The organism is Runella sp., assembly GCF_965279615.1.
Classification (GTDB): Bacteria; Bacteroidota; Bacteroidia; order Cytophagales; family Spirosomataceae; genus Runella.
On sequence record NZ_OZ257252.1, the window covers coordinates 599,507 to 619,686 of the forward strand.

Genomic DNA, 20,180 nt, shown 5'->3' on the forward strand with positions numbered 1-20,180 from the left:
TGTACTTATATTAACGTATTCGTTTATAGTATAGTTTTAACTCGTAAAAATATGCTTCCAAAGTGGGATTTAACGGGCAAAATTGCCCTTGTGACCGGCGGGACCAAAGGTATTGGCCTTGCCACAGTCCAAACATTGCTTCAATTGGGCGCTGAAGTGATCGTAGTGGCTCGCAATGAAGTAGAGATTGAGCGACAACTCGTTGATTATCAGGCAAACGGCTTTAAAACAACGGGCTTCGCCGTCGATCTGAGCGACAAAAATGCCATTCCCGAATTGGTAAAACACATACGTTTGCGTTGGGAAAAACTTGATATTTTGGTCAATAATGTAGGCACCAACATCCGTAAGCCAACCACAGGTTATACGCCGGAAGAATTCAATTTGATCATTGCCACCAATTTAACGTCGGCGTTCTCGTTGTCGCAGGCATTATATCCTTTATTGAAAAGTGCCAAAGGATGCATTGTTAACGTAACATCGGTGGCGGGGCTGACTTCTCTCAAAAGCGGCTCTATTTACGGCATGACCAAGGCCGCCCTTAATCAACTGACCCGAAATTTAGCTTGTGAATGGGCGGCCGACGGCATCCGCGTCAATGCCGTGGCTCCCTGGTACATTGAAACTCCTTTGACCGAATCTGTTTTGTCCAACAAAGAAACCCGTGCTTCTATTATCTCCCGCACACCCATGCAACGCGTGGGGCAACCCGAAGAGGTGGCTTCTGCCATTGCTTTTCTGTGTTTACCCGCTGCAAGTTACATTACCGGGAACATTCTCGCCGTCGATGGCGGCTTTGCTGTGTATGGATTTTAAGTTGATTTTAAAAAAATTTAAAAAATAAACCCTAAAACTTTCAAGTGCGGAAAAAAATTCATTTTTTCGGCTTCTGAATGACCCACTAACTCCTAACACTAACCATGTCAAAACCTAAACAAAGCTATGTTGGACCATTGATTATCATTGGTTTGTTATTTTTCGTATTCGGATTTGTTACTTGGGTGAACGGCACCCTCATCACTTTCTTCAAAAAAGCTTTCAGTCTTGATAACACCAGTTCTTACCTTGTCACTTTTGCCTTTTTCATCTCGTATACGGTCATGGCCATTCCTTCTTCAGAAGTGTTGAAACGGACGGGTTTCAAAAAAGGCATGTCGCTTGGGCTGGGCATCATGGCCGTTGGAACGTTGATCTTTATCCCTGCGGCCAAAATCGCTTCTTATCCTTTGTTTTTGGTTGGCCTTTTCACCATTGGTATTGGTTTAACGTTATTGCAAACGGCTTCCAATCCTTACGCGACCATCCTCGGACCTCGTGAAAGCGCAGCCCAACGAATCAGTTTTATGGGAATTGCCAACAAATTTGCGGGCATTTTCAGTCAGCGCCTTTTCGGAGGACTTTTGTTGGCAGGCGGCGCTGCAGCCACTCCTCAGGAGGAACTCCAAAAAGTGGAAATGCCGTATTTGATACTGACGGCGGTATTGGTGGTGTTGGCCGGCGTCATTTGGTTTTCCAAAGGTCTTCCCGAAGTAAGCGAAGAGCAGGAAGAAACGCCCGGAAATACAGTAAAAGTAGCGCGCAACAGCGTATTTTCGTTCCCTAATTTAGTATTAGGTGTCATTGCACTTTTCTGTTACGTGGGCGTTGAGGTGATTTCGGGAGATACTATCATCAATTATGGTGTCTCATTGGGCTTTACCGAAGCGGAAGCCAGTACTTTTGGAACATACACGTTGTGGTCGATGTTGGCCGCTTACGTTTTAGGGATCATTCTTATTCCTAAATACGTTTCTCAAAATTTGTGTTTGCAGGCTTCGGCTGTTCTGGGCGTCATTGGAACCGTTTTGGCCGTTACAACCGGTGGCTTTACTTCGGTATTGTGTATTGCTTTTTTAGGCTTTGCCAACGCCCTTGTATGGCCTGCCATGTGGCCCTTGGCGCTTGATGGACTGGGCAAATTCACCAAGACCGGTTCCGCCCTACTCATCATGGGTATTTCGGGAGGAGCCGTTTTACCATTGATCTACGGCAATATCGCAGATTCTATTCACAGCACTCAACAGGCCTATTGGGTCATGATGCCGTTATACTTATTCATTCTGTATTATGCCTTCATTGGCTACAAAAAACGCAGTTGGTAATTCCCTCATTTAAATTTGCCGCCCTCTCTTTCCCAAAAAGAGAGGGAATTTTTTTAGCTATGAAGATCAGCACACCGGGCCGAATTTGTTTTTTTGGCGAACATCAGGATTATTTAGGATTACCCACCATTGCCGCCGCCATTTCGCGCCGTATCAGCGTTGAAGGCAACCATCGGGCAGACGACAGGATCACCATCCATTTACCCGATCTCCACCAAGAGGAATCATTTACACTCTCCAACGCATCGACCTACGTAAAAGACCGGGACTATTTTCGCAGTACGCTCAACGTATTACGCCGTCGCGGGTTTGTGTTCAGTCGGGGCGTAGAATGTGAGGTTCATGGCAATATCCCCATCAATTCGGGCACGTCAAGTTCGTCGGCTTTGATCGTTTCATGGGCTAATTTCTTAACCCGACACGCCGATAATCCTGCCGTAATTTCGTCTAAAGAATTGGGAGAAATAGCTAATGAAGCCGAAGTACTGGAATTTGGAGAACCCGGCGGCATGATGGACCATTATTCTACCGCCATCGGCAACGTTATTTACCTCGAATCTACACCGAAAATTTACGTAGAAGCCTTACACCCAACACTGGGCACCTTTGTATTGGGAGATTCTCAGCAGCCCAAAGATACGCTGGGTATTTTGGCCCGTTGCCGGTTTGGAATGGAAGCGATCATTAAAAAAGTAACCGAATACGATCCTTCCTTTTCCATTTTCAATACTCCCTTTTTACAGGCTTCCGATTATTCCTCTTTGCTTTCAGCAGATGAATTGGGGCTTTTAAAAGCCAATTTAGAAGACCGAGACTTATTGATCGAGGGAAAAAAACTACTTCAATACACTTCTTCCTCTAAACAGGAAACAACTGATGTGGATACGGCTTTCGGGCAATTGCTTTATCGCCATTTTGCAAATCTCCGCGATCATAAACGTACATCTACCGAAAAGATCAATCGAATGGTGGAAGCATCTATGAATGCAGGCGCATTGGGCGGGAAGATCAACGGTTCCGGCGGTGGCGGCTGCATGTTTATGTACGCACCCAATTTTGCCGAAGAAGTAGCCGAAGCGATACGGCGCGAAGGAGGTATTCCGTACATCATTACGGTCGATGAAGGAACTAAATTAGAACAATAAGCAGGGTTTGATGTTTTTTTAGACAGCGTCTGTAAATCTTTTGGGGTGTTTGAGTCGTTTATTAGGTTTAAGAAGCGACCCAACCACTCCTTTTTTTGTAGTCAGTCAAACCTGTAAGGTCTGATTGATGCGATAACCGGACCATGTTTTTGTCGTCAGTCAAACCTATAAGGTCTGATTGACTGCGATAAACAGACCTTATAGGTTTATTTTAATGCAAAAGAGCAGGTTTACACCCGCTCTTTCAGAAAACAGTTTCTTGGCTGAAAACAGATCAGAACAATAACCCTTTGCTTAACATCGGATAAATGAAATAAAACACAATGTAACCGATCACTAAGAGCGTTAGGGCAGCTAACCATAAAGTTTGATCCAAAATCAAAGGCGTTTTTCTATCACCGGGGTGGATGCGGTACGATTTAGAGGACTTCATATAGCAGTATTTTGGGGTTTCGTTCTACAAAGGACTTACCTTTTTTTTAAATTGTTTAGCGTAAAACTACGTGTTCTTTCAAAAAGTTATCCAACGGTCGGGCAGCTGACTTTTGGCATACTTTTATTAGGGTTTATTTGTATCATTATCCATCTAGCGCGAATGCCGGCATACATCACATCCATCGGAACAGCCGTTCCGGAAAACTGCATAGAACAATCGTCCATCGCCGACTTCATGATACGCGCATCACAGTTGGATCCGACAGAGGCTCGTAAGCTACGTGTCCTGTATCGAAGCACCAAGATCCAAAAAAGATATTCCGTCTTAACCGATTACGGCAAAACCGACGACTTCGAATTTTACCCCAACACCTTTGATCTCGAACCTTTCCCGACCGTATCGCAGCGGATGCTTGCTTATCGGAAATACGCCTTGCCATTGGCCTTGAAAGCCGTAGCTTCCGCCTTAAAAAACAAGGATGTACTCTCAACCATCAGTCCCCAGCATTCCGCAATTCCCCGTTTTACTCACCTAATTACGGTCAGTTGCACCGGTTTATACGCTCCGGGATTGGATATTGAACTGGTGGAAGCCTTAGGGCTGTCCCGACAGGTGCATCGCACTTCCATCAATTTTATGGGGTGTTACGGTGCTTTTAACGGCTTGAAGGCCGCCAACTCCATTGTACAGGCAGACCCACATGCCAAAGTGCTGTTGGTTTGTATTGAGTTGTGTACGTTACATTTTCAGAAAAAAGTGGACGAAAATTATTTGCTTTCCAATGCATTGTTCGCCGATGGTGCTGCGGCAGTTATCATTGAATCGCAACCAAACACTCATACGCAGGGATTGTCGCTGGCGATGCAATCTTTTTACTGCGATCTGCTTTTTGAAGGCCGCAACGATATGGCTTGGCACGTGGGTGATTTTGGCTTTGAAATGGTGTTAAGTTCTTACATCCCGCGTTTGGTCAAAGGTGGACTTGGAGAATTGATGACCCAATTGCGACAAACTGCGTCCCTGCCTGTTTTTGATTTTTATGCCATTCATCCCGGAGGGCGGGCTATATTGGAGGCTGCCGAATCCCAACTTGGCCTCACGCCTGAAGATAATCGCTACGCATATGAGGTTTTACAAGAATATGGCAATATGTCTTCCTGCACGGTATTATTTGTTCTTCAAAAATTGCTTCAGGAACGCACACAAGAAGACATTGGCAAGCACATTTTCAGTTGCGCCTTCGGGCCGGGCCTGACATTGGAAACTGGAATTTTCAAAATAGTTTAATATTCTCAGTCAATCACAATAAAGTGAATTTATTCAACCATATAAGAAATATAAGGCCATATAAGCTTTAAATAACTGAAAAACAATGCCTTATATTTACTTATAATCCTCATATGGTTCAAAAGAAAGCATCTATACAATAAAAATTTTAATTGGCTGTGACTTTATTGTACTTTCTGCAACTAATACTTCTAAAATCCATCAGAAACCGGTCGCAGTGGCAAAAGTATCGTTACAGAACGAATTTGTTCAGCTCATCGCTGCTCAGCAAAAGCTGATCCACAGCCTTTGCAGCCTCTACTTTACGCTGCCGGAAGACCGAAAGGATATGTTTCAGGAAATTGTGCTGCAATTATGGAAATCGTATCCTTCGTTCAATCACCGGGCGAAAGTGTCTACGTGGATCTATCGAATTGCACTAAATACCGTGTTTGCCAAATTGCGAAAGGAAAAAGGGCGTCCCAAAAACGAATCGTATTCTGAACATGCGTATCAAATCTCATCGCCCGAATCGTCCTTGGAACTAACGCAGGCAACCGAAGAGCTGTATCGGGCCATTGAGCAACTTTCCGACATTGATAAAGCCATTATTATGCTTTATTTGGAAGAACACTCTTACGATGAAATCGCCGGTATTTTGAATCTGAGCCGAACGAATGTCAGTACAAAGATCAATCGCATTAAAACGCAACTGGAAAAGCTGCTGAAAAACCAATTACCATGAATCCGGACGAATTAAAACCCCTGTGGGAATCGTATAAAGAGCAGATCGGTGAGGAATACAACTGGAGTCAAGCCGAGCTTTCAGGCCTGATAAAAAGCCATCCTGTACCTGTGCGCTGGTACCGGAAGGTTCAACGACCAATGCTCCACTTTTGCGTAAGTTTCTTTCTTATCACTATTACTTCAGGCTGTTAAACCCTCAAAATCACTGTTTTATGCTGAATTATATTGTTTGGGACATCGCTCCCGATCTCATTACTATTGACCTTTTCGGCGCTTCTTTACCCATTCAATGGTATTCATTGCTGTTTGCCTCCTCTTTTTTGATCGGCCAAATGATCCTGACATATTTTTTTCGTACTGATTCTATCGAAGTAACACAAATAGAATCTCTGCTGTTGTACATGGTCATCGCCACCGTGATAGGTGCCCGATTGGGACATTATTTGTTTTACGAATGGGAACTTCTTTTCAGTGATCCGCAGGAATGGCTTTTGTCCATGATCCACATTCCTTTTCGAGGTTTAGCCAGTCATGGAGCCACGCTCGCCATTTTAATTGCCCTCTATCTATATTCACGTAAAAGGGATAATCCGCCTTTTTTATGGCTGGCAGACCGCATTGTCATTGCAGCTGCTCTTGGCGGGGCGTTGATTCGATTGGGTAATCTTTTCAATTCTGAAATCTACGGAACACCAACGAATCTGCCTTGGGGCTTTGTGTTTGTGCGAGAAACAGACATCAGCCTTTTGCCGCTCGTTCCGCGTCACCCGACGCAATTATACGAGGCTTTTTTCTGCCTGTTCCTTTTTGCGCTGACTTTTTATTTGTGGAAACAAAAAAGGCATATTCTTCCTACGGGTATCATTACAGGCATTTTCATGATCTTGCTGTTCAGTTTTCGTTTTATGGTTGAATTTCTCAAAACACCTCAGGAAGGTTTTGAAAACGGAATGTTACTGAATATGGGGCAATGGTTAAGCCTTCCAGTCATTCTGACAGGCTTTTTCATTTTGTTTTATGCCGCCAAAATCCAACCAAATTATACAGTCAATCAAGCAAATACAGCCAATTAAACATTGTATACGGACAGATTGATCAGCTCAAACTTAGCAATGCGCTAAAAAATTATTCACCATAAATAGCCCTATTGGTTTTCCGGCAGTACTGGTACTATCAGAAAACCAATTCATGAAAGAAACCGCTGCGTCTTACACCAAGGCCTTGTTGACAAGTGCCGCCTTAACTCTACTTCTTTTCGTGCTGTTTTTGGTGACCAATTGGAAACTGTCAGCCAAAGAACTGGCATTGGCAAGTCCGTATTTTTTGGTGATCTATTTTCTGCTTTTCACCATCGGCAACCCAAGCAGTATAACCCATTGGAAATCAAGACTCAAAGGAAGCGCTGAAAAGACCGTGATTTTTCCCGTTGCATTGATCGGAATCCTCTACACGTATCTGATTGTTCACGGCCACACGCCATTTAAAGGCTCTGCGGGTTTGTTTATTTTTTATTTACTGTTTCCAACATTGGGATTTTTAGCCTTCAAAAAGACCGCTTTACCCGTAGCGTGGTCGGATATTGTATTTGTGTTGCTGATCGTCATTCCCGCCACGGCCATGTCTTTCGGCACCGGCACTTCTCTCCCCTTCAACGGTTCAGGTTTCAGCAATGCCATGCGATTGGTCATTATGATTTCGACGGTATACAGTTTCAGCTACATTCGAAACCTACCCGACATCGGCTTTTATCCGACTTTTCGTTGGCAATCATTTCTTACCGCGTTGGGCGCTTGGCTGGCTTTTGTGGGATTGGTAATGGTGTTGGGCTATTTCGGAAATTTTCTGCAACTAAGCGGGCACAATATCCTCTCAACGACCTTTGCGTACGATTGGCTGAAAGATTTCGTCCGTATTTTTATGGGAACGGCGCTGTTTGAAGAGTTGTTTCTGCGCGGGCTTTTACAAAATATACTTTCTAAAAAGATAACCCAAAGCGGCAAATGGTCCATTTACTGGAAATATGGATTTGGGCTGTTCATCGTTTTGGCATTCATAACCGGCTATTTCGTCCAACTCCAAATGGCGTGGTTTCCTGTACTTATCACGGTGTTAATCTTTATTGCCGCGTACTTTATTGAGAAAAAACAAACGCTTCTGCATGGTCCTTATACCGCGTTGGCGATCACGAGTATCTTTTTTGGATTGGTACATTTTCATGCAGGTTCGCTGCTGTTTGTGGGATTGGCAAGCGTGGCAGGTTGGGCGTATGGCTATACATACATGAAAACCAACAATGTTTTTTATGCGGCGTTGGTGCATGCGCTGGTCAATTCCTCTGAATTTCTTTTTCACATATAATAATCACGCAAAGGCGCAGAGAAGTCAAAGACACAGCGCCTCTGCGTGAAAATAAAAAACAATGAAAAGAAAACTTAAAAAAGCAGCCAAATTCCTGGCATATACCTTGGTCTTTTTAGCTGTATTTGGCTATTTCTACTTTATTCTTCCCTTTTGGGGTATGCCTTTCAATACCCAACGACACGGGAATCCGCCCCTGACACCTGCGTGGGCGTTGGAATGCTGGCTGTGGGAAGACGACCAAAATACCGCCGCCTACGAAGATTTATTGCTGGCGGGGTATAAAGAACACGATATTCCCGTTCGCACCTTGCTGATCGACAGTCCGTGGAGCCTGCGGTACAATGATTTTGAAACCGATACGAGTCGTTATCCGGGCTATGAAAAATGGTTTACCGGCTTGCAGGATCAAGGCTATCGGGTGGTGCTGTGGATGACATCTATGGTAGACAGTCACAACAAAGACACCAAAGTACAGGCGTCAGACGCGTTTTATCAAGCGGCCAAAGACAAGGGTTATATGATCGGCAACGGGAACGAGATCAAATGGTGGAAGGGCAAAGGCGGCTTTATCGACTATACCAATCCGGAAGCCCAAAAATGGTGGCAAGGCATGCAGCAAAAAGTACTTAAATACGGCATCGACGGTTGGAAATTGGACGGCACTGCTACGCTTTTTCGTAAGCAATTAGGGCCAATTCCTTTTTTATACCAAAAAGCCCATTCGGGTTGGTTGACCACTCGCCAATACATGGATCTGTATTACCGCGAAGAATACAAAAACGGCCTCAAAACCAATCCCGAGTTTGTGACATTGGCCCGCGCCATGGATCGCGGCTACCATCCCGAAGGCTTTGCACCCATTGATGCATCACCCGTCAATTGGGTGGGCGACCAAAAACATCATTGGCAAAGCAAAACTCCGCCAACGGCCAAAGGAGAAGTGCAAAAAGACATTGCTTTAGAAGGTATTCAAGGGTTTGAATCTGCCATTCAGAGCATCTTAAAAAGTGCCAAACTGGGCTACAGCGTCATCGGTTCCGACGTGGCGGGCTTTTCGGGAGGCGATATTCCGCCGCGTTTGTACATTCGGTGGGCGCAATTCTCTACCTTTTGCGGACTGTTTCTCAACGGCGGCCACGGCGAACGGGCACTTTGGAAAAGAAGCCCGCAGGAATTTGAAATTATCCGCCGTTTTTCATGGCTGCATACCGAATTGATCCCTTATATGTACAGCTACGTGGTATCCGCACACCGAGGCGGCACTCGGCTTCAACGGCCGATCAACGGCAAATACCATTATCTGTTTGGCGATAATCTCCTTGCGGCACCTATCTACAAAGACGAGTTGGAAAACGAAATTCACCTTCCCGAAGGCCAATGGCGGTATTGGTTTGACGACAAAGAAGTCATTACAGGCCCAAAAACGTTCACCAAATCATTTCCACTCGAAGAGTTTCCCGTGTACATCAGGGAAGGCGCCATTATTCCCCTCAACATCCAACGCTCTTACACCGGCATCGGCGATTCTACTTCGGCCAATTATCTCACTTGGCTGATCTATCCAAAAGGCAAAAGTGAGTTCACCGTATACGACACCAAAGACCAAACACCTACTTCTTTATACGTTGACCAACAGGCCAATGTGCTCACCTTGCAATTCAAAGGCAAAAAATTGCCTTCTATTCTAACTATTCATGCTACTGCTTCCCCTAAGAAAGTACTGATTGACGGACACGAAACAGTCTTTGCCTATGATAACAGGAAACAAAAGTTGACGATCAAAACAGAAACGGGTAAAGAGCTGATTGTGTATCAATAAAATGGTCGTCGGAGATCCCTCTAATTCTCATTCAACCGCGCCTCCTCCAGATCCAGTTCATATTCTTTAGTACGCAGCAATTCATCGGAGTAGTGTTTCTCACTGCGGAGTTTATCCAATTCACTTCTTCGAATGGCGACGAGTTCCAGCAACATACGGCGGTATTTGGGTAGAAAATGCGGCGTTGGAGCGGCGTTTTCTTCTTTTAATAACTTTCGATTAGCAATATCGACCATACGCTCGTATCGATCTTTGATGCGGGTGTAAGCATCGATAGACGTAAGTTCATCGGTGTAGTTGGTTTGAAGATGATTCAGCACCGCTTCGGCAAGGCGCAAACGAATGGTGATTTCGTGTTCGGCTTCTTCGTTTTCTTCGTCTTTGATATTCAACCACTTAATGATAGGCGACAAACTAAGCCCCTGAAACACCAACGTAAACAGGATCACTACGAACGTGATGAACAACAACAGATCGCGGTGCGGAAACGGCAATTTATTATCCAACGTCAGCGGTACCGCTAAGGCAGACGCCAACGACACCACGCCCCGCATACCGCTCCAAGCGATCAGAAATTCGTTTTCCCATTTCATCCTTTTTTCTTTTTTGGACAAAATGCAAGACAAATAAGCCCCTGAAAATACCCATACAATACGTACAATAACCGTTAGAATACTGATAACCAAGGCATAAAAAACAAGTTCAACAATCGTATATTGCTCCAACCCCGTAATGATCTGAGGAAGCTGTAATCCGATCAAAATGAACACCAATCCATTCAGAATAAAGATCAGCGATTCCCACACCGAATAGGCCTGAATGCGTGTATTGTAACTGAATATTTCGTGGGAACGAAAGCTCAAAAACAGCCCGCCACTGACCACCGCCATTACACCCGAAAAATGAAAATGCTCGGCCGCGATATACATCAAATAAGGCGCAATGACCGTCAGCGAAGTGTCAATACTTGGCGTGGTAGGCAAAAACTTATGGACAGCGTACAGCACATGTGCAATGGCCAAACCAATGGCAATACCCAAACCTGCCACCATAAAGAAATCGGTGGTGGCTTTCATGAGCGTAAATTCACCGGTCAGCGTAGCAGCCAGTGCAAAACGGAAAACGATCAGCGATGACGCATCGTTGATCAGGCTTTCGCCTTCCAAAATCGTGACCACGCGTTTCGGCACTTTTATCCCCTGTAAAACTGACGTAGCGGCTACGGCATCCGGCGGTGAAATGATCCCACCCAATAAAAAACCCAACGCCAACGGGAAGTCCGGAATAAGCACTTGTGAAACCAACGCAATGGCCGTAGAGGTAAAAATCACCAACCCAAATGCCAACATACTGATGGCGCGACGGGCGGCCCAAAAATCCCGCCATGACGTATTCCAGGCGGCTGCGTATAACAAAGGAGGTAAAAAAAGCAGGAACACCATGTCAGGACTGAGGCTGACGACGGGAATACCGGGAATAAAACTGATGAATAATCCGGCAATAACTAAAAGAATAGGATACGATATTTTTAGTTTTTCGCTGAGCATCGCCAGCATCGAAACCGCAGCCAGCAGGGAAACAATCAATAATAGATTTTCTTGAATCATGGATACTAAAAAAGACAATAATCAGGATTAACGATAATTACAGGTCATTCACGGTCAATGGCAACCGATAAATATTTTTCTATTAAAGCCCTAAAATAGCCAAATTATGAAAAAAATCAACTCCCGGCTCCTAAAAACAGGCAATGAACGATGACTGTAGAAAAAGGGCGAAATGGCGCATCCCAAATGAGAAACACAGAATGGTGTGAGCGTTAGAAAAAGTCCCCAAAACGAGTATTTTATTCCCCATTGATTTTTAATGGGGAATTGGATTGTTTTTTTTATAGACAATTGATATATTTCACCATAAATAATTCCCAATATATGAATAACTTATTCAGAGGACTCCTTGCCGGTTATGGCGCAAAAAAATTAGGCGGTGGCTGTTTCAGTACTGTCCTCATTTTTATCATTCTATGGTACGTGCTGGGCCAATGTCAATAAACAACCCATTTTACACAAAAACCCCGCCGCTAGTTCATAGGGCGGGGTTTTTGATATTTCCAGATTTTACTTCTTTTTTGCCACGATCGTGAGCGTACCATCGGGATCATCAAACATAAAATTGATGGTATTGTTGGAAAAGCTTCCCGCTTTTTGGCCTGCCAGGTAAAATTCAATACTACCGTCGGCGGCTTTTTTAAGCTCGGCATCTTCCTGCCCGGTTTCGTCGGCACTGCCGGTAACTTTCAAAACAAACGAGACATTCACTTTGTCATCGCTCAATTTTTTGACCGTGTACTCTCCCGATATTCCGTTGGTGGGCAACGTGATGGTTAACCCTTTTTGCGACATCGAACTTACGGTATAACTCCCCGTCACCTGATCGGCGAGAGCGGGTGCTACATCGTTGTTCTTACAACCGGACAAAGTGATTACCGAGCAAAAAAGTGCAAACACAAAAAACCTAGTAACGATTTGATTAACAGATGTTTTCATAGCCTAATAATTAATTTTAAAGTTGATTAACGAATGTATTTGTTTAAATGGCCTGACAAAATTGGGGCATATTTCAGCACGCTGCAAGGGAGAATGTATAACCGGCGGGCATTACTGAAACATCGGTTTGCTTTGTACAAAATGTGGCGTTTATGCCCTGAAATAATTCCAGACAATTCCTGATAAACTACCCAGAAGTAATCCGATCACCGCGCCGACACAGAGGTATAAAAAGAAGAACGGGACGTAAAAGATCACCCATGCTTTGGCATCACTGCTCATGCCCTCGTATTGATTTACGCAAAAGGCTATCCCTGCGGCCAACCCTGCGATTGATCCTACAAAACCCATCAACCCGCCCCGCCACAGAAAACTCCAAAATGATTTTGGTTTGGCAGGCTTCGGCGTTGCCTGAATTTTTGGCTGCTCCACTTTCGCAGTCTTTTTAAGGACGGATTCCACCACAGACCGGGTCGTAATTGGATTTCCTTTGGCTTCCTGCGACCGAACGTATAGAAAGAGCCCGGCAATCAAAAGACCACCCGGCGCACCCAGAAGAATGGTTTGTTTCACCAATAAGCCATCATAATAGCCATCGAATTTTGTCACAATAAAAGCGATCAGGCCGCCCAAGGCCATGCCGATCACAATCCACAAAGCGAGAATCTTAAAAGTATACATTGACTGAAAAAATAAATAGTTATCGGTTATAAATGAATGGGTTGTAACGCTAAAGTATATTCCCAAAAGCGGAATGCAGCACTACTTTGGATATGAAAGATCAGGTAGAAAATGCTGTATAACATCCCCAACGGCACGAAACAATTAATAAAAATGCCGAAATCCCACGTCTTAAAAAAAGCACTTAAACCACTGAACAGAAACATGATACAGGGAAAGGAGAACAGTATAAGCGACACGATAAATATCATGTGAGGCTTGAGCGTAAGCGTTATAAGGATTTGCCCTTCCACTGTCTGAATACGACCATCTACGGTTGGGCTCATGCTTTGTTTCTTAAGTCTGCTGTAGGTTTTTCGTACCGAGAAATCATACGGTGTTATTTCTCCATAATAAGGTTTTTCACTCAGGAAGCTCATTCCCGTGATGACATTGGCCGACAGCCGCGCCTGAACTTCCGACGCTGTCAGGGAAGTGCGGTAGTGTATCGTTTTGTAAGGAAGAAAATTCATAATGAACATAAATAGGGTTGAAACAGCCATTTGACAACGTATTTATCCAAACCAAATCTTTCGGGCTAAAGGCAAAAAGACCAATCCGTACCGCAGCCATGTTTGGGGTTTATTGAAATCGCACACCAGAAACGACAGTCGCGCCGGCAGGTAATACATTCCAAAGAAAAGTAACAACAGCAGCGTATAACTCACCTTATCTCCTATCGAATCTTCTGCAAATGTGCCTTGAAGTACATTATTGGTAATCAATCCGCTCCACGCAATGGTCGTCAATACAATTCCCGAAAATATCAGCAGCAATGTCCCGAATCCATCTTCAACGCGGTCTTGAAGCGATGGTTTCCGGTAGTGGTCGGGGCGCGTATTTTGGATGGCCCACCACGTCATGAACAGCACGACCGGGACACACAGCAGAAACTCCCACCCTTTTGCGTCGGGATCTATGCTTACGACCCCGACAATCACGAGAAATATTCCAAATAGGGCAAAATGAAAGATCAGAATAAAAAAGATCGGCAACGCAAACCACGAATCCCACAAACGATTGTTTTGCACCGCTTCGGCAGCCCTTTTTCGACGTAAATACAATCCTAAGCCTTGGGCAACAATGGCTCCCAGTACCAGTGCCCCCACCATCAGATCAGGTTTATTGGCTGCGGTATCGGCAAACAATCTATCCAATAAATAGCGGTGCAGCAAAGGCTCTGCTAAAAAATTGAACGCTAAAAAAACGGCATCGAACAATATCCCCAAAGGGTTAGCGCTTGCCTGTGATAAAAACACCCGATTGGTAGTTGCCGGTTTTATCTTTTCCACCGTAATTTTCAGTTTCTTCAAACGTTGCAGGGTCAGCGCCTTCTACTTTTCTATTTTCGTAAAAAACGCTGTTTTTATCTCGGCCGTAAAAGCGTTTCACCGCAGTGAATGTCTCCGCATCGGCGCTCGGAACGGGTACCCACTCAATAGTTCGGCCCAAAGAGATCGACCAAACACCGTTCTTATCTTTAAAATACATTTCCGATACACGTTTAAAACTCTGTCCGTCAATCCCTTCCAACGGATTATCTTGCCAGAATACGTAGTTTTTGTCCCTGCACACGTAATAGCCGTTAAACATCGGCACGAATTCGAACGTAGCGGGATCGGCATTGGTGATCTTAAAATTCCCCTTGTAGATGTACCGACTGTCTTTTGCATAAGCAATGCCCTGTGCAGTTACGTTGGTTGGTGTTTCCTCCGGATTGGGAACGATCTCAAAATGAGCAGCGTCCGTACTGATGATCTCATCGCGGGTATAACCGTGGTTTTTATCTTTGGAATAACTGCCGCCCAAAAACACAAACGTAGCAGGGTCAGCATTCTCAATTACTTTTCCCGATAGAAAAACGTAGTGTTTATCTTTGCCATAATTGTCATTAATTGCTTTGAAAGAGGCGGCATCCGCCTGCTCCATAACAATTCTCCGAGCGGGAAAACCGGCATAATGCACCACTTTTCCGTCTTCAAAGGCATAGCCGTTCCGCATTCCTTCCGGCAACTTACATCCTTTGAATAACAGGGCAAAAGCGGCAATTCCCAGCGAAAAGATCGTTCTCAACATAATTATAAAGGAGTTAGCTGAAAATAGAACCATAAAATGACCCCCGCAAAAATAAGTGCTTCGATGGTTTGGATACGAAAACCTTCTTTGACGAGCGAGAGTACTCCCAACAACAAAGCAATCACAGCCCCGATCAATACCGCATAATATCCCCGTTGAAGGGCCATCTCGGTAGGTTTGGGAATAAAATAGATGACCACAATAAACCCGGCCATCACCACCGCCAATGCCAACGATAAATAAAATGCGATCTTGCCAATCATGCTTGTATTTGATATGGAATGGCACAAAAGTATATACCGCGCCAAGCGCAGAAAACAGAGAATGTAAGACCGGCGGATTTGGTGAAAAGGTGGGGAGAATGGGTGTAAATTCGGCAAAAACCGTAATCAGAAAAAAGGGCATTCAGTTACGAAAAATGGCTTTTTTACAAACCTTTTTCCGGCACAGTTCGTTGTCTCTAATGAGTAGTTTAGTCGTCAATAAAGAATAATGCAAAGCCAATCAGTTCAGTTTTTGTGATTTAATCGAAAACAACATCAAAAAGACGTTTCACCAGTCATAATAAATTGTATTTCAGCCATTAGCGCGCAATTCAATACCACAACAACAGACAACATTTTCCATGGAAAAAGCCGAAAAAATCCGCAAAGCATACGTTGAGTACGTGCTCGACCACGGGCAGCCTCCCGCCTCTTTTTACGCATTTGCCAAAAAACTGAAAATGACCGAAGGAGAGTTGTACGAATTTTACACTTCTTTCGAAGCCATCGACATGGATCTATGGGTATCGTTTTTTGAACAGGCCCGCACCAATGCCGAAAATGACCCTACGTATCAAGGGTATTCGGTACGGGAAAAGCTGTTGGCATTTTACTATACGTGGGTGGAAGTGCTGAAATCGAACCGCAGTTTTGTGACCTACAGCTACCGTAAATTAGCTCAACCCGTAGCCGCCAAAAATCCGCAGGAATTGCGACCTTTCAAGGAAGCGTTCAATACTTACGCACGTGATCTGATGTACGAAGGTCGCGAAAGTCAAGAGATCGTGGCACGCCCTTATGTATCAAGCCGTTATCCGGAAGCCGTATGGCTCAACACTTTATACATTTTAGATTTTTGGGTCAAAGATACAAGCCGCAATTTTGAATTGACCGACACCGCCATTGAAAAAACCGTCAACACCGCTTTTGATCTCATGGGCCGCTCCCTTGTAGACACGGTTGTTGATCTAGCCAAATTTGTCTACCAAAACAGATAGAAATGAGGCGCCGCAAATGGGTGGTAAAGTTTATTTACGCCTCACTTCCGGCTACTCATTTCTGATTTCTCAGCAATGAAACAACAAGATAAAATTCCCACCTCCAAAGTAGCAAGGGCCACGCAGTTTTTGAAAACGGGGGCCAAAATTGGCGGCAACTACCTGAAATACAACGTCAAAAAGATCATTGACCCCACCATTTCCCGCGACGAACTTCATCAGGACAACGCCACGGATGTGTATGAGTCATTGAGCGAATTGAAAGGTTCGGCCCTCAAAGTCGCACAGATGCTGAGCATGGACCGCAGCGTGTTGCCGCGCCAATACGTGGACAAATTTCAGATGTCGCAGTATTCCGCGCCGCCGCTTTCGGGGCCATTGGTGGTCAAAACCTTTCGCGGCTATTTTGGCAAAGCGCCGCACGAACTTTACGATACATTCGACATCAATGCCGTCAATGCCGCTTCCATTGGGCAAGTGCATGAAGCGTGGAAATACGGCAAGCACCTGGCGGTCAAAGTGCAATATCCCGGCGTGGCCGAAAGTATCAGCTCTGACCTTAAAATGGTCAAACCAATGGCCGTGACGCTGTTTGGACTGAATGAAAAAGACGTAGAGCGCTATACCGAAGAGGTCGAAACCAAATTGTTGGAAGAAACCGACTATGATCTGGAATTGCGCCGTTCCATCGAAATTTCCGAAGCCTGCAAACACATCGAAGGGCTTATTTTTCCGAAATATTACCCTGAATTATCCTCCAAACGCATCCTGACGATGGATTGGTTGGAGGGATTGCATTTGAAGGATTTCTTACAAACCAATCCTTCGCAGGAAGCGCGTGATCGTATCGGGCAGTTGTTGTGGGATTTTTATGACCATCAGGTGCATCAATTGCGGCAGGTTCACGCCGATCCTCACCCCGGCAATTTTCTGATGCGGGAAGATGGCACAATGGGCGTTATTGACTTTGGTTGCGTAAAGGTGATTCCTGAATATTTCTACGATAATTACTTCACACTCATCAATCCCGATACTGTTGATGATGACGAATTGACCGAAAAGATATTTTACAATCTTGAATTTTTGGTCAAAGAAGATGCTCCGCGTGAAAAAGCGTTGTTCACTGAGTTATTTAAAAAAATGATTCGCTTATTAGGCCAGCCCTTCGCGGTAGATGAGTTTGATTTCGGTGACCATTCTTATTTTGACACGGTTTATGCCTTTGCCGATGAATTGGGCAAAGTGGAAGAAATCCGTAATTCAAAAGTGGCTCGCGGCTCTAAAGACGGCCTGTACGTAAATCGCACCTATTTTGGGCTATATTCTATGCTCAACGAACTCGGCGCCCGCGTAAAGACCAATCGTCCGGAGTGGCTGCGGAGCAAAAAGCAGGCGGCGCAAGTCTCATAAAAATGTTTATAATTGAATAAATTGTGTGACCCCGGATGGGGTCATACGTTTATAGAAAAATGTTCGTCTATAGACGTTATGACCCCATCCGGGGTCACACAATTCATAAATCAACCATTGGTGGTAACCAGCTATTCATCGTTGTAATAACGCTTCAAAAATCGGATATTTCTCCCCTTCCGCGTTCATAATTCCCAATTCTCCCACAGTACGAAACATCGTTGCGGAAGCAACATTTGTTTGAGCTAAATGCTCCAACACTTGTGTTGCCCATTGCCCGGCGAATTCTGTTTTTTGACGGCTATCCAACTGTCTTTTAAGCGGTAATGTAAAATCAGTCGAGTTGGTTACGTAAGGATTGGTGCGTTTGCGCAGCGAAATAAACGATAAGTGAACGGTTTTTTGGTACATATTTTCGGCGCTTTCTACTAAGTATTTCACCGTTTCGGCATTTTCCATGATCGTCAAGTCATCAAATGCGTGCTCCTGCGGATGAAACGAACAACTCACAAAATCGGCGTCTCCCGCATCAAATCGGTTGCGATTGAGCTCGGTAAAATTATAGTCTGTTCCTACGCCGATCTTTACGTTGGGAAGCTGTTGCTTAAACGTTGGAATATAGTCGATCAACGCTTGCGGGGTAACTAATTGCTTGGCCGAAAAAAGCAACACTTGCTTCACTTTCAAGTTATTTTGGCGGCATACACCTGCAAAATCGGCTAACTGAGACTCAAAATCATCCGCACAAAACAAGGCTATTTCGAGTGGAAGATTAAGTAACGCGGCGTTTTCGCAATGATTTGAAAATTGGCTTATCCAATCTTCTGCCGAAAGTTGTAAGTCGATACGGTAATGGCTCAACGAAAGCGATTTCAACAACTCCACCGCTTTCTCTGATAAAATTTCAGTTTCCACGGAAGCGGCAATTCCCAATACTACCTTCTTTTTTTCTGCTTCTGCCTTTTCGTCCGGCGTAGGTAATACAGAAGGTTCCGGTATGGAGATCGGGCGCAGCGTAACGCGTTGCCAAACACTGTCTCCTTCCTGTAATTGAACGGGAAAAGGCCGTGAAAGCGGGGTACAAAACGTTTTATACGAAGCATCGCCCCAGTTGCGTTGATCTTCGGTTTCAAACAGATCGCCTGCAAATTCCAGATGATACCCGCCTCCGTTTCCCGCCTGCCACTGCATGGTGCGAATGTTCAGAAAAGGATCCTGCGCGGCAATGTAATGCGGAAAATGAGTCGCCGTTTTTGTACCATCATCATGAAAGATCGAAACAGGCTGCCCGGCAGTTCCCTGAATTGGATGAAGAATGCAAAAACCTGCACGGTTTCTGCGAATCGGCTGTATGGCTTTCCCTTGAATTTCAAAAACAATGGTCCCGTCTTCGCCACCGTTGATACCTACATTCCACTCAAAAACAGGCTCTTGTGCTTCGTTTATATTGATGCTCTTATACGAAATAGAAAAGCTGTCTCCTCTGCTATGAATGCTCTCATTTTCTATTTTCTGAGCAAACGTCCCCCAATTATGGTCGCGTACGGCAAAATAGACCATTCTTACTACTTCTGACCCTTCATGTTTGATCTGACGAAGAAAACCATTTTGATAACCGATTTCGAAAGTGCCCGATTGGAGTAATTGCATAACTGATTATTTAAGTGAAATTTTAGAAAATCGGACCTGAAAAGATTTATTCATATTGCCTGTAAAACTTCCAATGCCTTATCTATAAAGCAAAGTTGACGCGAATCATCATTGCTCTACGCGTCAATTTTTAGCGTTTCTCCAAAAACTGCGTTATATTTTCTTTTCCGATCTGAAATATGTAAATTAATTATTCGACTTTAATTGTCAAGAATTCATTTAAAATTACCATCATAATACAAGGATTTACTTCATAGTAAGACAATATAGCATGTAATTATTTCAAGAACTTACAGCATCTCCTTAACAACTTTGAGGTGTTTCCGGCATTTCAATAGCTATAAATTGTACTATTCAAATTTGATATTTGGACATATATTGTATTATTCCGAACTTTGTATCATATTCATCAAACAATCAGCACCATGAACGCAATTAATTTCAAGTACATTTTTGCTTATTTTCAGGATTCGCAACGAAAAAGTTGGTATCGGCAGTTTGAAGCCTTTACTCTACGTAAACATAAAGTTTTTGAAGCACTCGCCCGCACAGGGCAACCTTTCGGAGGGAAAGTATAGTAGGAATAACGTTAGGGCTGAATC

Annotated in this window: 21 protein-coding genes; 12 read left to right on the forward strand and 9 right to left on the reverse strand. The window is 44.3% G+C overall.

The genetic code is table 11. From position 1 onward, the window contains the following. Positions 1-51 precede the first annotated feature (51 nt). The 3 genes from ACQY73_RS02710 to ACQY73_RS02720 all read left to right on the forward strand — a co-directional run bounded on the left by ACQY73_RS02710 (position 52) and on the right by ACQY73_RS02720 (position 3,286). Positions 52-816, forward strand: coding sequence for an SDR family oxidoreductase (locus tag ACQY73_RS02710; RefSeq protein ID WP_428661084.1), 765 nt, complete (start codon positions 52-54; stop codon positions 814-816). A 104-nt stretch (positions 817-920) separates the two neighbouring features. Next, on the forward strand, positions 921-2,141 hold the full coding sequence (locus tag ACQY73_RS02715; protein WP_428661086.1) for a sugar MFS transporter: 1,221 nt from the start codon (positions 921-923) through the stop codon (positions 2,139-2,141). 59 nt (positions 2,142-2,200) lie between these two features. Beyond that, on the forward strand, positions 2,201-3,286 hold the full coding sequence (locus ACQY73_RS02720) for a mevalonate kinase family protein (RefSeq protein ID WP_428661089.1): 1,086 nt from the start codon (positions 2,201-2,203) through the stop codon (positions 3,284-3,286). Between the two features lie 274 nt (positions 3,287-3,560). On the opposite strand, the gene ACQY73_RS02725 is transcribed toward ACQY73_RS02720, so the two are convergent. After that, positions 3,561-3,719 (reverse strand): hypothetical protein, encoded by a 159-nt coding sequence (locus tag ACQY73_RS02725; protein WP_428661091.1) that lies wholly within the window; start codon positions 3,717-3,719, stop codon positions 3,561-3,563. A gap of 162 nt (positions 3,720-3,881) precedes the next feature. On the opposite strand from ACQY73_RS02725, the gene ACQY73_RS02730 reads away from it, so the two are divergent. From ACQY73_RS02730 to ACQY73_RS02755, 6 genes are all read left to right on the forward strand, one after another. After that, on the forward strand, positions 3,882-5,009 hold the full coding sequence (locus tag ACQY73_RS02730; RefSeq protein WP_428661094.1) for a type III polyketide synthase: 1,128 nt from the start codon (positions 3,882-3,884) through the stop codon (positions 5,007-5,009). A gap of 217 nt (positions 5,010-5,226) precedes the next feature. Next, on the forward strand, positions 5,227-5,733 hold the full coding sequence (locus ACQY73_RS02735; protein WP_428661097.1) for an RNA polymerase sigma factor: 507 nt from the start codon (positions 5,227-5,229) through the stop codon (positions 5,731-5,733). Continuing rightward, on the forward strand, positions 5,730-5,927 hold the full coding sequence (locus ACQY73_RS02740; RefSeq protein ID WP_428661099.1) for a hypothetical protein: 198 nt from the start codon (positions 5,730-5,732) through the stop codon (positions 5,925-5,927). Before ACQY73_RS02735 ends, ACQY73_RS02740 begins: the two co-directional genes overlap by 4 nt. 20 nt (positions 5,928-5,947) lie before the next feature. Beyond that, positions 5,948-6,808: a prolipoprotein diacylglyceryl transferase gene (lgt, locus tag ACQY73_RS02745; RefSeq protein ID WP_428661102.1), complete on the forward strand. Its 861-nt coding sequence runs from the start codon at positions 5,948-5,950 to the stop codon at positions 6,806-6,808. A 115-nt stretch (positions 6,809-6,923) separates the two neighbouring features. Then, complete coding sequence (locus ACQY73_RS02750; protein ID WP_428661104.1) at positions 6,924-8,093, forward strand: CPBP family intramembrane glutamic endopeptidase; 1,170 nt, start codon at positions 6,924-6,926, stop codon at positions 8,091-8,093. Positions 8,094-8,154: 61 nt separating this feature from the next. Next, positions 8,155-9,915, forward strand: a complete 1,761-nt coding sequence (locus tag ACQY73_RS02755; protein WP_428661107.1) for a TIM-barrel domain-containing protein — start codon at positions 8,155-8,157, stop codon at positions 9,913-9,915. 20 nt (positions 9,916-9,935) lie between these two features. Here the strand turns inward: ACQY73_RS02755 and ACQY73_RS02760 are convergent, their stop codons facing one another. The 7 genes from ACQY73_RS02760 to ACQY73_RS02790 all read right to left on the reverse strand — a co-directional run bounded on the left by ACQY73_RS02760 (position 9,936) and on the right by ACQY73_RS02790 (position 15,520). Next, entirely contained in the window at positions 9,936-11,522 is a 1,587-nt protein-coding gene (locus ACQY73_RS02760; RefSeq protein WP_428661110.1) for a Na+/H+ antiporter, read from the reverse strand. A gap of 510 nt (positions 11,523-12,032) precedes the next feature. After that, entirely contained in the window at positions 12,033-12,461 is a 429-nt protein-coding gene (locus ACQY73_RS02765; protein ID WP_428661113.1) for a hypothetical protein, read from the reverse strand. A gap of 150 nt (positions 12,462-12,611) precedes the next feature. Beyond that, a complete protein-coding gene (locus ACQY73_RS02770) occupies positions 12,612-13,142 on the reverse strand; it encodes a hypothetical protein (protein WP_428661116.1) in 531 nt (176 codons plus the stop codon). 26 nt (positions 13,143-13,168) lie between these two features. After that, positions 13,169-13,684 carry a hypothetical protein gene (locus tag ACQY73_RS02775; protein WP_428661119.1) on the reverse strand — a complete coding sequence of 172 codons (516 nt, stop codon included), beginning with the start codon at positions 13,682-13,684 and terminating at the stop codon, positions 13,169-13,171. Between the two features lie 12 nt (positions 13,685-13,696). Next, positions 13,697-14,473, reverse strand: a complete 777-nt coding sequence (locus ACQY73_RS02780; RefSeq protein WP_428661122.1) for a hypothetical protein — start codon at positions 14,471-14,473, stop codon at positions 13,697-13,699. After that, the gene (locus tag ACQY73_RS02785) at positions 14,415-15,257 is read right to left on the reverse strand and encodes a DKNYY domain-containing protein (protein ID WP_428661125.1); all 843 of its coding nucleotides are present in this window, start codon (positions 15,255-15,257) and stop codon (positions 14,415-14,417) included. Before ACQY73_RS02785 ends, ACQY73_RS02780 begins: the two co-directional genes overlap by 59 nt. 2 nt (positions 15,258-15,259) lie before the next feature. After that, positions 15,260-15,520 (reverse strand): hypothetical protein, encoded by a 261-nt coding sequence (locus tag ACQY73_RS02790; RefSeq protein ID WP_428661128.1) that lies wholly within the window; start codon positions 15,518-15,520, stop codon positions 15,260-15,262. A 362-nt stretch (positions 15,521-15,882) separates the two neighbouring features. On the opposite strand from ACQY73_RS02790, the gene ACQY73_RS02795 reads away from it, so the two are divergent. Together ACQY73_RS02795 and ACQY73_RS02800 are read left to right on the forward strand one after the other, a co-directional pair. After that, complete coding sequence (locus tag ACQY73_RS02795) at positions 15,883-16,518, forward strand: TetR family transcriptional regulator C-terminal domain-containing protein (RefSeq protein ID WP_428661131.1); 636 nt, start codon at positions 15,883-15,885, stop codon at positions 16,516-16,518. Between the two features lie 75 nt (positions 16,519-16,593). Then, a complete protein-coding gene (locus ACQY73_RS02800) occupies positions 16,594-17,928 on the forward strand; it encodes an ABC1 kinase family protein (RefSeq protein ID WP_428661134.1) in 1,335 nt (444 codons plus the stop codon). Between the two features lie 135 nt (positions 17,929-18,063). On the opposite strand, the gene ACQY73_RS02805 is transcribed toward ACQY73_RS02800, so the two are convergent. After that, entirely contained in the window at positions 18,064-19,578 is a 1,515-nt protein-coding gene (locus ACQY73_RS02805; RefSeq protein ID WP_428661137.1) for a hypothetical protein, read from the reverse strand. Positions 19,579-20,003: 425 nt separating this feature from the next. Between ACQY73_RS02805 and ACQY73_RS02810 the strand changes: the two genes are divergently transcribed. Next, positions 20,004-20,156: a hypothetical protein gene (locus tag ACQY73_RS02810; RefSeq protein ID WP_428661140.1), complete on the forward strand. Its 153-nt coding sequence runs from the start codon at positions 20,004-20,006 to the stop codon at positions 20,154-20,156. Positions 20,157-20,180: the final 24 nt, after the last annotated feature.

Bases quoted from the DNA above. Each gene is read 5' to 3' on its own strand.
- ACQY73_RS02730 (WP_428661094.1), top strand. From the start codon at position 3,882: ATGCCGGCATACATCACATCCATCGGAACAGCCGTTCCGGAAAACTGC.
- ACQY73_RS02740 (WP_428661099.1), top strand. From the start codon at position 5,730: ATGAATCCGGACGAATTAAAACCCCTGTGGGAATCGTATAAAGAGCAG.
- ACQY73_RS02795 (WP_428661131.1), top strand. From the start codon at position 15,883: ATGGAAAAAGCCGAAAAAATCCGCAAAGCATACGTTGAGTACGTGCTC.
- ACQY73_RS02790 (WP_428661128.1), bottom strand. From the start codon at position 15,520: ATGATTGGCAAGATCGCATTTTATTTATCGTTGGCATTGGCGGTGGTG.
- ACQY73_RS02770 (WP_428661116.1), bottom strand. From the start codon at position 13,142: ATGTATACTTTTAAGATTCTCGCTTTGTGGATTGTGATCGGCATGGCC.
- ACQY73_RS02800 (WP_428661134.1), top strand. From the start codon at position 16,594: ATGAAACAACAAGATAAAATTCCCACCTCCAAAGTAGCAAGGGCCACG.
- ACQY73_RS02760 (WP_428661110.1), bottom strand. From the start codon at position 11,522: ATGATTCAAGAAAATCTATTATTGATTGTTTCCCTGCTGGCTGCGGTT.
- ACQY73_RS02810 (WP_428661140.1), top strand. From the start codon at position 20,004: ATGAACGCAATTAATTTCAAGTACATTTTTGCTTATTTTCAGGATTCG.
- ACQY73_RS02755 (WP_428661107.1), top strand. From the start codon at position 8,155: ATGAAAAGAAAACTTAAAAAAGCAGCCAAATTCCTGGCATATACCTTG.
- ACQY73_RS02725 (WP_428661091.1), bottom strand. From the start codon at position 3,719: ATGAAGTCCTCTAAATCGTACCGCATCCACCCCGGTGATAGAAAAACG.
- ACQY73_RS02775 (WP_428661119.1), bottom strand. From the start codon at position 13,684: ATGGCTGTTTCAACCCTATTTATGTTCATTATGAATTTTCTTCCTTAC.
- ACQY73_RS02720 (WP_428661089.1), top strand. From the start codon at position 2,201: ATGAAGATCAGCACACCGGGCCGAATTTGTTTTTTTGGCGAACATCAG.
- ACQY73_RS02715 (WP_428661086.1), top strand. From the start codon at position 921: ATGTCAAAACCTAAACAAAGCTATGTTGGACCATTGATTATCATTGGT.
- ACQY73_RS02750 (WP_428661104.1), top strand. From the start codon at position 6,924: ATGAAAGAAACCGCTGCGTCTTACACCAAGGCCTTGTTGACAAGTGCC.
- ACQY73_RS02710 (WP_428661084.1), top strand. From the start codon at position 52: ATGCTTCCAAAGTGGGATTTAACGGGCAAAATTGCCCTTGTGACCGGC.
- lgt (WP_428661102.1), top strand. From the start codon at position 5,948: ATGCTGAATTATATTGTTTGGGACATCGCTCCCGATCTCATTACTATT.
- ACQY73_RS02765 (WP_428661113.1), bottom strand. From the start codon at position 12,461: ATGAAAACATCTGTTAATCAAATCGTTACTAGGTTTTTTGTGTTTGCA.
- ACQY73_RS02805 (WP_428661137.1), bottom strand. From the start codon at position 19,578: ATGCAATTACTCCAATCGGGCACTTTCGAAATCGGTTATCAAAATGGT.
- ACQY73_RS02785 (WP_428661125.1), bottom strand. From the start codon at position 15,257: ATGTTGAGAACGATCTTTTCGCTGGGAATTGCCGCTTTTGCCCTGTTA.